Below are 18,416 nucleotides of genomic sequence, written 5' to 3'. Positions count from 1 at the left end.
TCCTTACGCAGGTTATTGATGGGGTTTAAGAGTAAAGCTGCCAAATACGGCATCGCCATTGCGATTCAATGGCCCTTGCTCAACGACAAACTTCTCTTCGAGTTTCACCCTTGCGGTCTCAAAGTGTTGGAAGTCAGAGCTTTTCGCCTGAAGTCGAACCTCAGAACGGTTACCATCATAACGAATGCTTTCAACTTCGATCGACTTCACTTGCCCTAAGGTTTCAGGCAACAACGCTAGCCAACCGAGTAAGGAGTCACCCTCGCCTGAGCCACCGTATTTCTTAGCTTCATCATTCATCTGACGCTTAAGGTAGCTTATTGTCGGAATGCGTTGTTTACCTGGCAGCACAGCTCTAAAAATACGTTCACTCTCGGCTCTGTAAGCTTCGGCTTGCGCTTCATACTGCTGAACCTTCAACACTTGTTGAGTCACAATCACGGCCACCAGCAAACAAGCAGCAATCGCCACTTTCTGCCAAACACGCCAATATTTACTGAATGAAGATTTGGTTTTAAAGGCGCCAGTCAGTAAATTCACGCTGCTTGTGATCGCTTGCTGACTCAATAAAGACATCACCAATTCAGCAGGCTTAGCTTGCCACTCCACACCACTTTGCTGCTGAACGTCGTCGCTCGGCATCGCGGTGTAGCTGAAAATTGTTGTCGCTTGCTCTTCCTCACCAGCTACAACCCAGTCACTTTGCAGGAACATCGGTAACCATGCTTCGCTAATCGATACGGCTTGATAGTGACCTTGACGTTGAGAGTGACCTTGGCGCAATAACCAATGCTGATCTATCTGCAACGCACTGATGCCTTGTTCTTCAAAAGGCACGGCTAGTGTATCTGGCAGCACCTTACGGAAGATAATATTGGCTTCGCGAAACAGCTCTAAAGCGTGTTTTAGCCATTCACGATCCACACCACACACGGTAGCGTGACTCGCGTCTTTATCTAAAATAGTCAGATGTAAGTCTTCGATATCTTGTGCCACTTCGTCTTCTAACAAAAACGGCAACATAGAGTCGAACTGGCGAGCAGCACCTTTCGGGATCTCAACACGCTTAATTAAGCATTCATTTCCCGGCAATAAAGCGATACAGCTGCGCTTTTCAGCGTAAGGCGTTAACTCGTCAAGCTGTTCCCAGCTAGACAGTTCGCCACTTGCTATCACTTCTTGTTGGCTTGTCGACCAAACTAACCACTGCACAGGGCTTTGTGGTTCGCTACTCAGTCGAACGGTCAGAAACTCGCTCACTGATTCCTCCAAAACGACGGCGTACTACCGTCACTGTTTCTCGATTACTACTATAGAAAAGCGTCCGTATACGTACACGTGACTGCTCAACTAATACCTCTGCATCTAGCTCAAAATAGGCGCTATCTACAGTTAAATATGCTTTCGCTTTCTTGCTGACTTCGGCACTCACGCCAACAATGGCAGGTTCGGCCATAAATGTGTCGACCGTATCCCAACCATCAAACGGGCGTTTGTCTATCAGCTGTTTTGCATCCGACTCACTTAAACCTGGGGCAAACATCGCTTCCAATAAAGGCGCCTGCTTTTCCGTGAGAGTATTCACATTCAAACGGAAATCATCGGTGGGTAAAGCGCAAACAAATGGGCGAACCTTATTCATCACTTCACCAGTGACCTGATAAACCGCTCGTAGCTCGGATTCATCCGCCATTAGACCATTCGCCGCCAGATAAGATGGCTTCATTGCTTCATACGTACTGTCTTCTACGCCAGACGAAGAGGTGGTTCGGGTATCACCATCAACAAACTCCCAGCTAGAATTTGCGATAACCTCAGCCTGATAAGGCTCAACGTCTTGGTTTTCCAACAAGGTTTGCCAAACCGTGATTAAATAAGGTGTCTGGTTACTTGAAGTCGTCGTAACCCCAGCCAAGGCATTAAGATTAAAACACGCCTGAGCGTCTACGATTCGACCCTTAACTTGGCCATAATCGAGTGGGTACACTTGCTCTTCTAACGCCCACGGCTGGCTTAAGTTTACGGTATCACTGTCTTTGTAGCTTTGCCTAATACCATCTTGCACAAGCGCTTCTACGCCAATGCTGTACCAATAGGCCTGTTGGTAGTTCAGCTGGTTACCAACGCGCTTGAATTGAGTAAACAGACGTTCAGACATGCTGCCAGCAATGGTGGCCATGATCGCCAATAGCATCAAAATAATGATCAGCGCGACACCACGTTGTTTACGTCCCAAGGCTGACCTTGTCGCTATACGCTTATTAGTTCGATGAGTCATTATTCCCCTCACTACTGCCTGAAGAGTCATTACTTGAAGAATCATCGGCCTGATCTAGGGTGCCACCTGGAGTGAGATAAATACGCTCTATCTCACCATAGTCTTTCAGTGTCAGCTTGAGTCTCACCGCTTTCGGCAGAGACTTATCGGTTTGCCACTCTTTACCCCAGCGACTCCCGTCATAAAACTCGATTTCAAAGCTTTCGACATCATCAAGCAGAGGGGTAATCACACCTTCTTGGCCTGCAGGCGTATCTGGGTAACGCCACCATACACGCTCAAGTGTTTCTTCTTTAATGCGGTAGCCAACTTTCGTTACTTCTCCGCGAGGAAACTGCTGCTGCGGGTTGTGCCAACCTAGGCGAGTAAACATGATGCCAACACTGTCGGAGTCCAGTAAATACTCTTTCATTAAGATCAGCTTAGATGATGCTTCTTCACCATTGGTACGAAATTTTCGCACCGCCATCTGGCGAAAATCATTATCTAAAATGACTAAGCTACGTTGCAGTTGATTTAAACGAGCACTGCGCTCGATTGACAGTTCATTGCTGCGCTGAACCTGATTCACTACCTGATAAGCCGCCATACTTAGCGTGGCAAAGATAGCAATCGAGACCAAAACTTCAATTAAGGTAAAGCCTCTGCCTTTTGAAGAAAGGCCTTGTTTGCGTGGCGTACGCTTATTTGCCGACATGCTCTTACTTAGCGACACGCTCTTAGTTGACCACATGCTCTTAGTTAACCACATAACTTCGCACCATAACGACTGGAGACGCTTTCTTGCTGGTTGCCGCACTCACATCAAACGCCTTTAATAAATTATCGCTGGTATCGATGGGAGTCACCTTCCAGAACCACTCTCTTCCCGCTAACTCTTGCGTGCCCTGCGCTTTTTTAAGCTTCTCAGGATGCAGCATCACTAAGGCCATTTGATTATCAACGACCATCGCCGCGAAGGTTTTTTCTTCTAGATAGCTGAGTGTATTAATGTGCTGGGTGACGGCACGAATCACACTGATCGCCGCCGTAGCGAAAATAGCGAGCGCAACTAATACTTCAAGCAGAGTCATTCCTCGAGAACCAAGAGGCATACCACGAGAACGATAAGGGGAACGGTTATTCCTCTTCATCTTCTTCTCCAGGCTCTAGCAATCGAATCACACCATTATCTAACACTCGAATACGCCAGCCATCTTGCACGGTATCACCGGTGTTTGGGTAGAAAGAAAGCGTAAACGGTGTCGTTTCGGCACTCGACAAGATGTAGATCTGTGGTGGCTTTGGCTTCTTTTCCTCTTCCAGATCCGCAAACATATCTTCATCAAATAAGCTTCCCGGATTAAAAAGGCGATCGTCGTCTTCCCACGCGCCGCCACCGAGTGTCAGCGTCAGTGCGAGGTCTTCTGGCAATTCAGTTGAAGAGGGGATCTTTTCGAACTCAGTTTCTTGCCAACCATCAGACTTCAAAGTCATCAGAACGTAGGTCGATTTCTTTTCATCAACACGAATACCAAAATCTAAGCCACTCAAAATAGCCTCTTCATTGAGTAGCTGAATTCTCTGATAAAAGCTTTGAGCGTATTTTTTGGCAACATCTTTGCTATTGGTAGGGATGGTCGAGATCACCGCGACCGCCGTTACTGACAGTAGTACCAACACCAAGAGAATCTCAATCAAGGTGAAACCTGGCTGTGTTTGCTGAGTTTTCACCTTGTAGACTCCATCTGTTTACGTCCTACCATCAATAACGTATCAAGCTCAATAACTTATCAACCAACAAGCCGAAGCTTATTGGAAATCCTGCATGTTCCAGTTACCGATATCCGCAGCAATACCTTCACCGCCTTCTTGACCATCAGCGCCAAGAGTAAAGATATCAATCGTACCGTTGTCACCAGGGCTTAGGTATTGGTACTCATTGCCCCAAGGGTCGTTTGGTAGACGCTTGATGTAACCACCGTCACGGTAGTTACGAGGCTCTGGGCTGCTTGGCTTTGTCACCAATCCGTCAAGGCCTTGATCCGTTGTTGGGTAAACGCTGTTATCCAACTTATACATATCTAACGCGTTCTCTAGCGCCACAATATCAGTGATGGCTTTTTGTTGATCCGCTTTCTCTTTGTTGCCCAAAAGGTTAGGTACAACAAAGCTTGCTAAAACACCAAGGATAACGACAACAACCATGACTTCTAATAGGGTAAAGCCTGACTGTTTTTTCATTTTATTTTTCATTATTTTCTCCAAATTACAGATAGCGAGTTAAGGGGAATGGTGTCCTTCTTCTCGATAATCCAAAAACTAACGTCTGATGAGCAGTACGTTAACCACTCATTAAATTGTTCATTTCAAGCATTGGCATCAGTGTCGCCATCACGATAAACAGCACTAAGCCTGCCATCAACGCGATAAGGGCTGGGGTAAAGATACCTAGGGCGATATTAACCGTCGACTCAAAGCTTTGATCTTGGTTGTCTGCCGCTCTTGTCAGCATCTGTTCCAACTGACCACTCTGCTCACCACTGGCAATCATATGCAGCATCATCGGTGGGAAGAGCTTGGTTTGATCCAACGCTTTACGCAGGCTCGCACCTTCTCGAACGCTGTCTGATGCCTGTAATACTTGCTGTTTCACATGGTGATTCGACATAACATCAACCGCGACCTTCATCCCTTCAAGGATTGGAATCGCACTCGATGTACAGATAGAGAGTGTTCGTGCAAAACGAGAGGTATTGATCCCTTTCGCTATCTTGCCGATCAGCGGGATACTCAATAGATTGCGATCCCAACTCATACGAACGCCCGGCTTTTTCAGCGCGGTCTTCACAAGAACAATCACACCAAGGGTCAGCAACAGTAATTGGATACCCCAATTCTGAATAAATTCACTCGATGCTAATAAAAATTGTGTCGATTGAGGAAGTTCTTGGCCCATCTGAATAATCGGCTCAACGATCTTAGGCACTACGGTGGCCAGTAGGAACGAAACAATCGTCACCGCAAACACCACCAGCACGATTGGGTAGATCATCGCTTGCAGCAGCTTAGAGCGCATTTTCTGACGATTCTCAGCGTAGTCAGCCAATCGTTCCAATACCGCATCTAAGTGGCCAGATTTCTCACCAGCTGCAACCATGGCTCTGAATAGCTCATCGAAGATGTGAGGGAAATCAGACAGACTGTCCGCTAATGAATAACCTTCCGTCACCTTAGAGCGAACCGCCAACAACATCGTTCGAATACGTGGCTTTTCAGATTGCTCGGCTACAGCCTTCAAACACTCTTCCAACGGCATACCAGATTGAACGAGCGTGGATATCTGACGAGTAATTAAAGCTAAATCAGGTGTACTAATACCGCGCTTAAAGCTGGTCGATGGCTGAGCACCTTTCGCTGTTTTTGCTTTAGCTTCGGTCATCTCAACCGGCATCAAGCCAAGTTCTTTTATTCTTTGGCGAGCCTGACGAGCATTATCTGCTTCAATAGAGCCTTTTTTACTCTTACCTTTGGCATCTAATGCTTTGTATTCAAATGCCGCCATACTAGACTTCCTTGGTCACGCGCATCACTTCTTCTAGGGACGTTACCCCTTTCAGAACTTTGCTCAAGCCATCATCGCGAATACTTGGGGTTGTGCCACGAATTGCCTTCTCAATTGCCTGTTCTCCAGACTCACTGTGAATCAACTCTTGTACCGAATCATCAATCATCAATAGTTCATGAATACCGGTACGGCCTCGGTAACCTTTATGGCTACAGTGGTCACAGCCTTTGGCATGATAAAGCGTTAGGCTGTCTTTTTTCTTCAGGCCAAACAACTTTTTCTGTTCTTTATCGGCTTCGTACGGTTCTTTACACTCGCTACACAAGGTTCGAACCAAGCGCTGCGCCAGAACACCGAGCAGTGAAGAGGAGATCAAGAAAGGTTCAATACCCATATCACGTAGACGCGTAATCGCACCTATCGCGGTATTGGTATGGAGAGTCGACATAACCAAGTGACCCGTTAAAGAAGCTTGTACTGCAATCTCGGCGGTTTCCAAATCACGGATCTCACCAATCATAACCACATCGGGATCTTGACGAAGAATCGCACGTAAACCGCGCGCAAAGGTCATATCAACCTTAGGGTTCACTTGTGTTTGGCCAATACCATCAATATCAAATTCGATTGGATCTTCAACAGTTAGGATATTTCGCTCATTGCTGTTGAGCTCTTGTAGACCAGCATACAAGGTTGTTGATTTACCAGAACCCGTTGGGCCGGTCACCAAGATGATGCCGTGTGGGCGCTGAATCAGCTTACGGAAGTTTTCATGGTTCTCTGCCGTCATGCCTAAGCTGTGCAAGTCTAAGCGAGTGGCGTTTTTGTCCAACAGACGCATTACCACACGTTCACCGTGCGAAGACGGCATGGTTGAAACACGCACATCGACCGCTCGACCACCGATACGCAAAGAAATACGACCATCCTGTGGCACGCGTTTTTCCGCAATATCCAACTTAGCCATAACCTTGACACGTGAAACCAACAGCGGCGCCAGTTTACGGCTTGGCGCGAGAACATCACGTAATACACCATCAATACGGAAGCGGATAGACAGTGACTTCTCGAAGGTTTCGATATGAATATCCGAAGCACCCTCTTTGATCGCCTCACCCAGCATCGCATTGATTAACTTGATGATTGGCGCATCGTCTTCCGATTCGAGCAAGTCTTCGTCTTGAGGCAGTTCTTCTGCTAGCGAGAAAAAGTCGTCGTTATCGGCACCAATATCTTCCATTAACTGACGAGCTTCCGACGAGTCACGCTGATACGCGTCCGTCAGCTTTTTATCAAATTCGTCTGCGCCGATCGCTTGTGGCGTGAAACCATTTTTAACAACACGGCTTACTTCAATGATCGCCGCCGATTTCAGTGGCTCAACATAATAAAGTATCAGTGCGCGCTCTGGATGCTGATACTCCAACACCATCTTGTAGCGATTTGCAAAGCTAAACGGCAAGCGCTGATAAGTACTTGCCGCCCCTACCAATTCAGCCATTATTCTTGTTCCATTTGATCAATGAAGGCTTGGATCTCAGCCGGGTGATTCATCTCTGCACCAAATTTAGGCAATACCGGGATGTTATCGTCATCCATTAGTTTCAGACCCTGCTCTGACTTATACAGCTGCTCAGCACGGATGAAGTTATATTTACGCTGGGTGATACCATCAGCTGTCATGCCATCACGAATGATGGTTGGCTTGATGAAGACCATTAAGTTCTTTTTCTCAACCTGAGTACTGGTTGATTTGAACAGGTGCCCAAGTACTGGGATATCGCCTAGGAATGGGACCTTAGATTCACTTTCCAGTGCTCGCTCGTCAATCAAACCACCAAGTACCAGCATTTGACCATCTTGAACAATCACTGACGTATTCAGCTGACGCTTAGCAAAACGAACATCTACTGCCCCGTTTGCACCTAATACGTTCGATACTTCTTGTTCTATTTGTAGCTGAACCGAGTCGCCTTCATTGATTTGTGGCACGACTTTCAGCTTGATACCCACTTCTTTACGTTCAACCGTTTGGAATGGATTGTCGTTGCTTGAGCCTGCTGTAGAACCGGTTAGAACAGGCACCTCTTCACCCACAATGAATGAAGCCTCGCCGTTATCCATCACGGTAATACTCGGAGAAGATAGGATGTTAGAGTTTGAATCGGTTGCTACCGCACTGATCAACGCTGTCCAGTCGCCCATAACGACACTCATTGCTGCGCCGTTCACACCAGAAAGTGCAGAAGCTAACGTTGAATAATCACCTGATTCGGTTGTCGTTTCATTACGTACAAAGGCACCATTATCATCATATACTGCGGTAGTCGTTTCAGTGTCTTTGGCTTCTTCTAAACCAACCATCACACCACCAATCGATGCGCCTGTGTTGCCGTACTGAATCACAGCACCAGTATCAAGGTTACCCCATTGCACACCAAGGTTAATACCGTCACCTTCTGCCATTTCGACAATTAAAGCTTCAATCAATACTTGAGCACGACGAATATCCAGCTGTGCGATCACATCTTGTAGCGCGTTCATGATGTCTGGCTGAGCTGTAATCACTAAAGAGTTGGTATCACTATGAGCTGAGATCATCACTTGGTTACGTTGCGATGAACTGCCTTTGGTTGATGTCTGCTTTTCTGATTGCAGGTTGTCCGACACGCCTTTCAGCACATCGACTAAATCTTCGGCTTTTGCGTATTTAAGGTAAATGACTTGGTTGTTGCCCTTGGTTGCCATTTCAACATCAAGCTGTTCAATCAGCCTTCTTAAACGGCTACGTACCTTAGGGTCACCTGAGATAAGAATCGCATTGGTACGCTCATCGGCAACCAATTTAGGCTGTAGAAATGCAGGTGTGTTTTTCGCATCAGTGGTTTTGCTTAATGCATCGACAATACGCACCATTTCTGCCGCAGAAGCATTCTTTAGCTCAACGACTTCGATCTCTTTATCACCCGCTTGGTCAACACGCTTGATGATCTCTGCTAAACGATTAACAACAGCTGCACGGCCAGTAATTAGAATGATATTCGCAGGGTCATAATGCACAACGTTACCCGCACCTGCATTGTCATTCAGCTGGCGAAGCAAAGGAGAAAGTTCACGTACTGAAACATTACGAACGGTCACGACGCGTGTGACAACATTGTCGCCATTGATCGTGTCACCGTCTCCAACAACTGGAATTGCCGACGTTTTAGAATCTTTGGCTTTGATGATCTTAAGAACACCCGAGTCCATTTCGACCACCGCGTAGCCGTAAACCTCTAATACGTTTAAGAAGAAGCTGTAATATTGCTCTTCATTGAGCACATCGTAACTACGAACATCAATTTTCCCGCGCACCGAAGGGTCAACGATGATCGTCTTCTCTAAGTTGCGGCCAACAATATTAATAAACTCTTGAATGTCAGTGCCCTTAAAGCTGGCACTAAAATCACTCGCTATGGCTACGGGTGTGCAGATTAAGCTTCCTGCCAATAACCATGCACTTTTCTTAAACCAATGCTTCACGTACTTCTCCTACACTTTCGTCCTTCGTTAGACGCAAAGTTTTAAAATTCAATAAACACTTCATGTTGTTGACCATCTCTCTCTACCACCAGATTTAGCTCTGTCAGTTCTGAGATGGAACGGAATATGTTGCCCATAGCAGCAGGGTCTGTCAGGTCTTGTCCATTTAACTGAGTGGCAATATCTCCGTTTTGGAGCCCAACAGAGTTAAAAAGTTCTGAATCTTTGCCAGGGCTCACACGATAGCCGATCACTTTATCGTCACGTTTCACCTGAGACAGTCGAACATATTGGAAGATTTGTTGCGGATCTTTCATTATCTTCGCTTTAATTTCATCAAGCTTTTCTTCTGCAGACGCTGGGTTGTTACCACGGACAGAAGAAGAGGCACGAGGTGGTGCTGGTTCTGAAACGGCCAGACGCTTGTACTCAATGCCTTCAAGCATCAGCGTTTCGTCTCGACCTGAGTTATCAATAATCACGCGATCAACTAATACCGCTTTTAACTTCGCGCGAGTGCCTTCGATCTCTTCATTAATGCCATAGGTTGCTTGTGTGCCACGATTCGCAATCACAGCTAAGCTTAATTTGGGGTTAGAGCTGGCAACCGCACCCACCAAAACCAGATTCAGTCGCGTTTTTGGCGCATCTTGAATAACTTGCTGCTCAACCACAGGAGGCTTGGTTGGGTTATAGGCACCAAAAAAGTTGCTCTGCTGCAAAGAGGAGATATCAAGAGTCGATTGAGGAGCAGAAGACGATGAAGCCGTTGCTTTCCAAGGCACAACGGTTTGCTCGGCAGGTTCGATAAACCATGCAAGTTGTCCTAAAATCCATGCGGAAGCTGCGATTAACACACAACAAAGAACAAGGCTCAGTTTCTGCTGGAGTAAAAATCCATTCTCTAAAAATCGGCTCAGCACCGGAGAGTTATCCATGCGAAGTTTGAGCTCTAAAAAGTTCACGTTCCCTAACCCTTTCTATAACGAATAAAGCTGTAACCTACTAAACTATCAGCTTTTTTGTTCATAAATTCTGTTCCAGCTTATTAAAAGCATAAGATCCTGAACTATATCATAGCAAATCTATAAATCGGCATTACCTGAGCTATTTTGTAATCTTCCTTGAAAAAAAAGCCTGTCGCCTCCACATAAGCTTCTACTAAATGTGATAAGCGTCATTAAATAAAATAAGTTGCATACTGTGAATAACAGTTAAACCGCATTCATTTCTAACTGAAAAGGCACTGTCCTATATGAAAACGACTAATGAAGCTGTCAGACTCGATAAATGGTTGTGGGCAGCACGCTTTTATAAGACTCGTTCAATTGCTCGCAACATGGTCGATGGTGGCAAAGTCCACTATAATGGTCAGCGTAGCAAACCCAGCAAAATCGTAGAACTTGGTGCAGTGATTACTCTGCGCCAAGGTAATGAAGAAAAGACGGTCACCATAGAGAAAATATCCGCACACCGTGGCGGGGCACCAGTCGCTCAAACACTCTATGAAGAAACCACCGAAAGCTTGGCAAAAAGAGAAGAGTTTGCACAACAGCGCAAACTTAATGCTCATAGCCCAGCACCAGAACGTCGCCCAGACAAAAAGCAACGTCGTGACATCATCAAGTTCAAGACTCAATAAGCTAGAAGGAATAGCCAAATGGCAGACCCAATGTCTACAAGTAATGTTTTAAATCGCTACCTATTTGAAGACCTATCAGTACGTGGTGAATTGGTACAGATGGACGAAGCGTACCAACAGATTATTTCTAGCAAGGAATACCCAGCGCCAGTACAAAAGCTGTTGGGTGAGCTACTGGTTTCAACGACGCTACTAACGGCGACTCTAAAGTTTGAAGGCTCTATCACGATGCAACTGCAAGGTGATGGCCCAGTATCTCTCGCTGTTATTAATGGCGATAACGATCAGAAGATCCGTGGTGTTGCTCGCTTTGACGGTGACATTGCTGACGACGCAGGCCTGCACGACCTGATGGGTAAAGGCCACCTAGTGATCACTATCGATCCTAAAAAAGGTGAGCGTTACCAAGGCATCGTTGGTCTTGAAGGTGACACGCTTGCTGAAGTACTTGAAGGTTACTTCGCAAACTCTGAACAGCTAAAGACTCGTCTATGGCTGCGCACGGGTGAACATGAAGGCAAAGCACACGCTGCTGGTATGCTTCTGCAGGTTATGCCTGACGGTACTGGTACGCCAGATGACTTCGAACACCTAGAGCAGTTAACTGACACCGTAAAAAATGAAGAGTTGTTCTCTCTAGAAGCGAACGACCTGTTGTACCGTCTATACAACCAAGAGAAGGTTCAGGTATTTACCCCACAACCGGTTGAGTTCTTCTGTGGTTGTTCTCGTCAACGTAGTGGTGCGGCTATCATTACTGTTGCTCAAGAAGAGATCTACGACATCATCAGCACTGAAGGAAGTGTGGCTCTTCACTGCGATTACTGTGGCACAAACTACTCGTTTGACAAGAACGACGTTGACGCACTGTACGCAGAAGCAGCAGATAAAGGCGACAATACGGTTCATTAATTTACAGCGTACCAAAAACACGTAATTTACCCTACAAAGGTCAGCACTCAGCTGGCCTTTTTTGTGATCAAAATAGCGCAAAGCCCGTAACATCTCGTAATAAAATCACCGCTTAATTTTAATCAATTAATAATGTTCTCGCCCCTAGCGCAAAGGTTTGCGTACAGGATAGACTAGTTAGGCCAATATGTGACGAGACGCTTAAAACCCCAAGATTAATATGGATACTTTTTGAGCTGTATCCCTGTTTCCCCAGAGTCTCGTTGCTAGCATGGTGAGCAGATAACAATAAAAAATTAATACAAAATCCCTACAAAATATCCTACAAGGAGCACCTATGACCGTTATGGAACATACTAAGGCTGCACAAATTGATCTAACTAAGCACGGACTGACTGGCGTTACTGAAGTTCTTCGTAATCCTAGCTACGAGCAGTTATTCGTTGAAGAGACACTGCCAGGTTTGGAAGGCTACGAAAAAGGCGTAGTAACGGAACTAGGCTCTGTTGCGGTTGACACTGGTATCTTTACTGGCCGCTCACCAAAAGATAAGTACATTGTTAAAGATGACACCACGCGCGATACCATGTGGTGGTCAGATCAAGGCAAAAATGACAACAAACCGATTACAACTGAAGTATGGGATGAGCTTAAAGAGCTTGTGACAACTCAGCTATCTGGCAAGCGCCTGTTTGTCATTGACGGTTACTGTGGTGCTAACCCTGATACGCGCTTAAGTGTACGTATTATCACTGAAGTAGCGTGGCAAGCGCACTTCGTTAAGAACATGTTCATTCGTCCAACAGACGAAGAGCTAGCAACGTTCGAACCTGATTTCGTGGTAATGAACGGTGCTAAAACAACTAACCCTAACTGGGAAAAGCAGGGTCTAAACTCTGAAAACTTTGTTGCTTTCAACCTAACAGAACGCGTTCAAATCATCGGTGGTACTTGGTACGGCGGTGAGATGAAGAAAGGCATGTTCGCAATGATGAACTACCTACTTCCTCTGCAAGGCATTGCTTCAATGCACTGTAGTGCTAACGTCGGTGAAGAAGGCGATGTAGCGATATTCTTCGGTCTATCGGGCACAGGTAAAACAACCCTATCAACGGATCCTAAGCGTGAGCTAATCGGTGATGATGAGCACGGTTGGGATGACGATGGTATCTTCAACTTTGAAGGCGGTTGTTACGCGAAAACCATTCGTCTATCTAAAGAAGCAGAACCAGAAATCTACAATGCAATCCGTCGTGATGCACTGCTAGAAAACGTAACGGTTCGTGGTGATGGTTCTATCGATTTTGATGACGGTTCAAAAACAGAGAACACTCGTGTTTCTTACCCGATTCACCATATCGACAACATCGTTAAGCCAGTATCGAAAGCCGGTCACGCTCAAAAGGTTATCTTCCTAACTGCTGATGCATTCGGTGTACTACCACCCGTTTCTAAACTGACTCCAGAGCAAACGAAGTACCACTTCCTATCTGGCTTCACTGCGAAACTAGCGGGCACTGAGCGAGGTATTACTGAACCAACACCAACATTCTCTGCAGCATTTGGTGCGGCATTCCTAACTCTTCACCCAACTCAGTACGCTGAAGTACTTGTGAAGCGTATGGAAGCGGCTGGCGCTGAAGCTTACCTTGTGAACACAGGTTGGAATGGCACAGGCAAACGTATCTCAATCCAAGATACTCGTGGCATCATCGACGCTATCCTAGATGGCTCAATCGACCAAGCTGAGACTAAGGTTATCCCTATGTTTAACCTAGAAGTACCACTAGCGTTGCACGATGTTGACCCAGCGATTCTTGACCCACGTGATACTTACACTGACCCACTACAATGGGAAAGCAAAGCGAAAGATCTAGCAGAGCGCTTCATCAACAACTTTGATAAGTACACAGACAATGCTGAAGGTAAGTCACTGGTTGCCGCTGGTCCTCAACTGGACTAATCCAACCATCTGCTCGGGCTTAGCCAAAAGCGAACGCCCAATTTAAAATGATATTTTTGTAGCAAGCCCCTCTTTTGAGGGGCTTTTTTGTTGATGCTTGACCCTTTTTGTTCCACTCTGTTTTGAGACGATTGAAATTTAAGGCTTTCAGGGAATGAAAAAGGTATTCATGGTGTTCGGCATTGTGTTGGCTATCGCCGTTGCAACTATCGCAGCGTTGCTATTAAGCCTGCAGACCCAATACCGTGCGGATGTTGCTAACTTTTTTATCAAACATGCGATTGAACAACCTGTGCTCATTGAAGATGTTGAGTATCAGGCGCCTTATCACATCACCTTAATGGGCGTTACCCAAAGCCAACCCGAAAAGCAGGCACCTCTATATATCGACAAGATCGATCTTTGGTTCAGCCCAGACTCTGTTCTTGAAGCTAAGCTAGTGTTGGACTCTGTATTGATCAGTGGCCTACAGTTAGAAGCCGACGATCTGGGCACTCTCACATCAGTGCTTACCCAACCAAACCTCAAGCTACGTCAGCTGGCGATCAATAATCTAGATTTTTCGACCGCGGACTTTAATGCTCGAGGCATCGACCTCCAGATCTCAGATCCAACATGGGACGACAGCAACTCACTACTACCCTATGGCAAAACCCAACTCTCAGCCTCGCAGCTGTATTGGCAAGGCGAAGCGTTTGATAACCTGTTGATTGACCTAGACCTTAAACCGAGTGACAGCACCCTTTATGGCGCTTCATTTGATTGGCGTGGCGCCAAAATTTCCGGACAAGCAGAGCAATATAAACATGATTGGTCATTAGTGAATATCACCATCGACGGCCTGCGACTCAACGAGATACAGACCCAAAGCCTCTTGAGCAAAAAATGGGATGGAGCAGGTATTCAGATAAACCACATCAACAGTTTAGATATCTTGCGCAGCGATGTTGAATGGAAAAGTGGCCACTTAGCTGGCTTCGATGCTTCATTAGAAAATGTTCAGTTACCGTTTCAGCTGTGGCAGCAACAACAAGCCACCTTTTCCCTACAAGCAGAAGGCGTCACCATCGATGATGACTTGTTTGTCGACCCGAGTATTCAGTTAAACCTTCAACCGGAACAGATCCTGATTGAGGATTTCTATACGCAATGGCGACAAGGCAGTATCCAAATGAACGGGACGATAACACCAAGCTCAGTTGAACTCGCACAACTTGATGTTCAGGGCATAAAATGGATTACTGAAAGCCAAGATGAAAATCTACCGGCCACTCGTTTAATCCCTTGGCTTACACAGCTACAGCAAGCCTCTATTCATCGGCTAAACATAGAGCGTAGCCAACTCATCCAACTCGCAAAAAAACCTTACTGGCAGGTCTCAGGGCTTCATGTCGAGGGGCATCAGGTTCAACTGCTGCAAGATAGAAAGCTAGGCTTGTGGCAAGGCAAGTTAATGGCCAGCGCCAATGATGCCAGCTACCAAAATATTCTCAGCGCTCAGCCTGTAGTTGAAATGAATAGCGAGCAAGGAAAATGGACGCTGACACGCCTATTTGCACCATTAAAGAATGGCTATATTGAAGCGAATGCTACTCTCGACTTTAACCAAATCAGCAAGCCGTGGAGTATAGATATCTCTGCCGATGGCTTGCCTATCTCGCCAATATTGCAACAACTGGAATTACCGCTTGATGCAACCGGTTATGGTGAATTCGAACTTCAAGCCGCAGGTTTATACGGCGACTCGCTGATGCTCGGCTACTCAACGACTGGCCAACTCACAGGCAGCGTTCGCCAAGGCGTGATGACCTTCAACGACAAACTTTCTGAAACATCGACTGATAACGTGTTTGAAATCCCAGAGCTGAATGCCAGTTTTGACCGCGGACGTTTCACACTCGAACCAATGCACATTATTGGTGCATCGGCTACAGAAGAAGGCTCGCAAAGGGTTCAAACGTTAAATGGTGAAGTTTCTGGAGAACTCGACTTGCTCAAAACCGAGCAACACACTCTCTCTATTTCCCTTTCCGACCCATGCCACCAAATCTCAGGAAAGCTTGACCAAATTGAATATTCTGAGATTAATGACTGCCAACAAAAAAGCGCCACTCCACAGGAGTAGCGCTTTTAATCAATATCTTACCAAATCAACCGAGTGCTAGATGTGGGCTATTCGCTCACATTAGAATCTGTCGAGAGTATCTTTTTATAATCAGGGATCAGCATATAGGTTCCTGTAAACTCAACCGCTTCCACATCGCCACTGTTAATGGTCACATGAATGATGATACGAGCCTTTCTGCCAGACGCGAGGCGATCTAAATCTCCACTGATTCCATCCAATGACGTGGATGCGACTGGATTTTGCTCAACCGGATGACGGTAACGAATATTGCTGTCTGCCAACACGATATCACCCGTCAGGCCACGCTCTTTCATCAATAACCAAGTCATACCCCAGCCCGTTAAGGTCGCTAAAGTAAAGGCAGAGCCAGCAAACATGGTGTTGTGAGGGTTCAGGTTGGGATTCAGCTGAGCGCTACACTCAAATTGGTAACCTGTGTATTGGTTTATCTTGATGCCCATCTTGTCACTGATCGGGATCTGGTGCTCCCAGCGCTGTTGAAGTTCGTTACACCATTCAGGTTTACGCAATACATCAGCCATTGGGTCAAGTTGTTTAACCATCTGTTGGTGACGCACAGGGCCGCGTTGGTCGTTAATCTCACCACGACGCTCAAAGTCATTCTTCTCGTAGAATGAGATCGCATCTTCACGTGCATTACACACCAAGCGCTTTGCGCCTTCTTGGCGAGCCAATGACTCAAGCGCGACTAGAATCAATGAACCCATACCTTTACTACGGCGAGAGTTCTTAACCGCCATGTAACGGATCTGACCTTCTAGATCAGGAGTGATATACAGACGACCAATCGCCATCGGACGACCTCGACCATCAACAATCATGCGATGGTGACTCATTGGATCATATTCATCGCGCTCTGAACCTACCGGCATTCGCCAAGGTTCACGGAGCATCTGCCAACGAAAATGGTAATACTTATTTAACTGATTTTCGGTGGTTGGGGTTATGAGTTTAAACATGCTTATTCCTTTAAGCCTAAACCTGCAGCCAGAATGTCACTGGGCCATCATTAACCAAAGACACTTTCATGTCGGCTGCGAATCGACCACGTTCCGTTGGCAACACTGATTCACATTGGTCTGAGAAATAGTTGTAAAGACGCTCAGCATCTTCAGGGTGAGCACCACGAGAAAAGCCCGCTCGCGTGCCTTTCTTGGTATCGGCTGGCAGAGTGAATTGAGAAACCACTAATACCTTACCTTCGACCTGCTTCACATTGAGGTTCATTTTATCGTCCTCATCTCCAAAGACACGATAAGTGGTCACTCGTTCCATCAAGCGTTTGGCTTTGGCTTCGTCATCACCTTTTTCTACGCCTAACAGAACCAATAAGCCTTGCTCAATCTCACCCACTACTTCGCCATCAACACGGACGGCAGCTTCACTTACTCTCTGGATCAGTGCTATCACTGTTGTTTCCTTGCTCTGTAATTTTGTCGTTATCCGTTGAGTGTACCATTTCTTGCGGGTCACTCCACTGTTCGTGCTCACCAAGAGCAGCGGTCACCTCGGCACCCACCAGCACGATCAACCAACACAAATACACCCAGACAAAAAGAATCGGAATCGCTGCTAATGCGCCATAAATCAACTGGTAAGAAGGGAATTGCGTAATGTAGGCTGCAAAGCCTTTCTTACTGAGTTCGAACAGCAGAGCCGCAACCAGAGAGCCCGCAGCTGCATGAGAAAAGTGTATCTTTTTGTTGGGAACCAGCAGGTACAAACCGAAGAACGCAAAGAAAGAGAGAATCAAAGGAAGTTTACGAATCACCGTATTAAAGGCGCCAGAGACAACTTCGTTTTGTAGCAAGCTTAAGGATGTCACATAAGAGGTAGCAGCAATGCTCGCACCCACCAAAATAGGCCCAAGCGTTAACACCATCCAGTACATAGAGAAAGACAGCACCGCACGTCGCTTCTCATTAACACGCCAGATGTAGTTTAGGTTCTTATCGATATTGGAGATCAACATCAGCGCTGCAATGAATAAGAACACACTACCGACCGCCGTCATCTTACCGGTATTGGCAACGAACTCTAACAAAGCGCCGTGCACCGCATCCCCTGACGCTGGAACAAAGTTGGTAATGACGAAGTTTTGAATCACGATACCGACATCAGCAAAGATGGAAAATGACGACAAGATAGAGAGCAGAACCGTCAACATCGGTACGATCGAGAGCAAGGTAATGTACGCCAAATAGCCCGCATTCACGTTGACCCTATCATGCGTCATTCGCGCCAAAAGATAGCGAGAAAACTGAATGCTGAGTGTGGCGACCTTTTTTATCTTCAACTTGTAACTCCCTTGTAACTCGTTCATAGTCCTAATTAATATTCCGTTGTATTAATCACAGTAAGTAAATGTTCAAAAATAGCGTAGGAAAAAGGCTTGAGAAC

The 18,416-nt window shown here is 46.2% G+C and carries 17 protein-coding genes; 4 read left to right on the top strand and 13 right to left on the bottom strand.

Annotation, left to right across the window (positions count from 1 at the left end; all coding sequences use genetic code 11):
- Positions 1 to 12: 12 nt before the first annotated feature.
- From gspL to gspC, 10 genes are all read right to left on the bottom strand, one after another.
- Entirely contained in the window at positions 13 to 1,260 is a 1,248-nt protein-coding gene (gene gspL / locus OW495_RS12030; protein ID WP_102514267.1) for a type II secretion system protein GspL, read from the bottom strand.
- Positions 1,229 to 2,278 (bottom strand): type II secretion system minor pseudopilin GspK, encoded by a 1,050-nt coding sequence (gene gspK, locus OW495_RS12025; protein ID WP_289886701.1) that lies wholly within the window; start codon positions 2,276 to 2,278, stop codon positions 1,229 to 1,231. The genes gspL and gspK overlap by 32 nt, the downstream gene beginning before the upstream one ends.
- The gene (gene gspJ, locus OW495_RS12020) at positions 2,262 to 3,029 is read right to left on the bottom strand and encodes a type II secretion system minor pseudopilin GspJ (protein WP_102514266.1); all 768 of its coding nucleotides are present in this window, start codon (positions 3,027 to 3,029) and stop codon (positions 2,262 to 2,264) included. Before gspJ ends, gspK begins: the two co-directional genes overlap by 17 nt.
- Entirely contained in the window at positions 3,016 to 3,411 is a 396-nt protein-coding gene (gene gspI, locus OW495_RS12015) for a type II secretion system minor pseudopilin GspI (protein ID WP_102514265.1), read from the bottom strand. The genes gspJ and gspI overlap by 14 nt, the downstream gene beginning before the upstream one ends.
- A complete protein-coding gene (gene gspH / locus OW495_RS12010) occupies positions 3,398 to 3,991 on the bottom strand; it encodes a type II secretion system minor pseudopilin GspH (RefSeq protein ID WP_102514264.1) in 594 nt (197 codons plus the stop codon). Before gspH ends, gspI begins: the two co-directional genes overlap by 14 nt.
- A gap of 78 nt (positions 3,992 to 4,069) precedes the next feature.
- On the bottom strand, positions 4,070 to 4,513 hold the full coding sequence (gene gspG / locus OW495_RS12005) for a type II secretion system major pseudopilin GspG (RefSeq protein ID WP_004735601.1): 444 nt from the start codon (positions 4,511 to 4,513) through the stop codon (positions 4,070 to 4,072).
- 88 nt (positions 4,514 to 4,601) lie between these two features.
- On the bottom strand, positions 4,602 to 5,822 hold the full coding sequence (gene gspF / locus OW495_RS12000; protein WP_065106059.1) for a type II secretion system inner membrane protein GspF: 1,221 nt from the start codon (positions 5,820 to 5,822) through the stop codon (positions 4,602 to 4,604).
- Between the two features lies 1 nt (position 5,823).
- Complete coding sequence (gspE, locus tag OW495_RS11995; RefSeq protein WP_102514263.1) at positions 5,824 to 7,326, bottom strand: type II secretion system ATPase GspE; 1,503 nt, start codon at positions 7,324 to 7,326, stop codon at positions 5,824 to 5,826.
- Positions 7,326 to 9,350, bottom strand: a complete 2,025-nt coding sequence (gspD, locus tag OW495_RS11990) for a type II secretion system secretin GspD (protein ID WP_102514262.1) — start codon at positions 9,348 to 9,350, stop codon at positions 7,326 to 7,328. The genes gspE and gspD overlap by 1 nt, the downstream gene beginning before the upstream one ends.
- A gap of 41 nt (positions 9,351 to 9,391) precedes the next feature.
- Positions 9,392 to 10,288 carry a type II secretion system protein GspC gene (gspC, locus tag OW495_RS11985; protein WP_102362645.1) on the bottom strand — a complete coding sequence of 299 codons (897 nt, stop codon included), beginning with the start codon at positions 10,286 to 10,288 and terminating at the stop codon, positions 9,392 to 9,394.
- A gap of 317 nt (positions 10,289 to 10,605) precedes the next feature.
- On the opposite strand from gspC, the gene hslR reads away from it, so the two are divergent.
- The 4 genes from hslR (at position 10,606) to OW495_RS11965 (ending at position 15,992) form a co-directional block, all read left to right on the top strand.
- Entirely contained in the window at positions 10,606 to 10,992 is a 387-nt protein-coding gene (gene hslR, locus OW495_RS11980) for a ribosome-associated heat shock protein Hsp15 (RefSeq protein ID WP_004735595.1), read from the top strand.
- An 18-nt stretch (positions 10,993 to 11,010) separates the two neighbouring features.
- Positions 11,011 to 11,904, top strand: coding sequence for an Hsp33 family molecular chaperone HslO (hslO, locus tag OW495_RS11975; RefSeq protein ID WP_017109213.1), 894 nt, complete (start codon positions 11,011 to 11,013; stop codon positions 11,902 to 11,904).
- 337 nt (positions 11,905 to 12,241) lie between these two features.
- Positions 12,242 to 13,867 (top strand): phosphoenolpyruvate carboxykinase (ATP), encoded by a 1,626-nt coding sequence (gene pckA, locus OW495_RS11970; protein WP_009848030.1) that lies wholly within the window; start codon positions 12,242 to 12,244, stop codon positions 13,865 to 13,867.
- 169 nt (positions 13,868 to 14,036) lie between these two features.
- On the top strand, positions 14,037 to 15,992 hold the full coding sequence (locus tag OW495_RS11965) for an AsmA family protein (protein ID WP_198599809.1): 1,956 nt from the start codon (positions 14,037 to 14,039) through the stop codon (positions 15,990 to 15,992).
- Positions 15,993 to 16,039: 47 nt separating this feature from the next.
- Here OW495_RS11965 and OW495_RS11960 read toward each other — a convergent pair whose 3' ends face one another.
- The 3 genes from OW495_RS11960 to OW495_RS11950 are packed head-to-tail and all read right to left on the bottom strand — an operon-like array spanning position 16,040 to position 18,339.
- The gene (locus tag OW495_RS11960; protein WP_017109216.1) at positions 16,040 to 16,975 is read right to left on the bottom strand and encodes a bifunctional GNAT family N-acetyltransferase/hotdog fold thioesterase; all 936 of its coding nucleotides are present in this window, start codon (positions 16,973 to 16,975) and stop codon (positions 16,040 to 16,042) included.
- A gap of 16 nt (positions 16,976 to 16,991) precedes the next feature.
- The gene (gene dtd, locus OW495_RS11955; protein WP_004735590.1) at positions 16,992 to 17,426 is read right to left on the bottom strand and encodes a D-aminoacyl-tRNA deacylase; all 435 of its coding nucleotides are present in this window, start codon (positions 17,424 to 17,426) and stop codon (positions 16,992 to 16,994) included.
- Positions 17,398 to 18,339 carry a virulence factor BrkB family protein gene (locus OW495_RS11950; RefSeq protein ID WP_017109217.1) on the bottom strand — a complete coding sequence of 314 codons (942 nt, stop codon included), beginning with the start codon at positions 18,337 to 18,339 and terminating at the stop codon, positions 17,398 to 17,400. The genes dtd and OW495_RS11950 overlap by 29 nt, the downstream gene beginning before the upstream one ends.
- Between the last annotated feature and the right edge of the window lie 77 nt (positions 18,340 to 18,416).

Origin of the sequence: Vibrio sp. 14N.309.X.WAT.E.F5 (genome assembly GCF_030397615.1) — a bacterium.
Lineage (GTDB): Bacteria > Pseudomonadota > Gammaproteobacteria > Enterobacterales > Vibrionaceae > Vibrio > Vibrio lentus.
The sequence above is the reverse complement of the archived record's forward strand: the minus strand, read 5'-3'. Positions and strand labels throughout refer to the sequence as shown.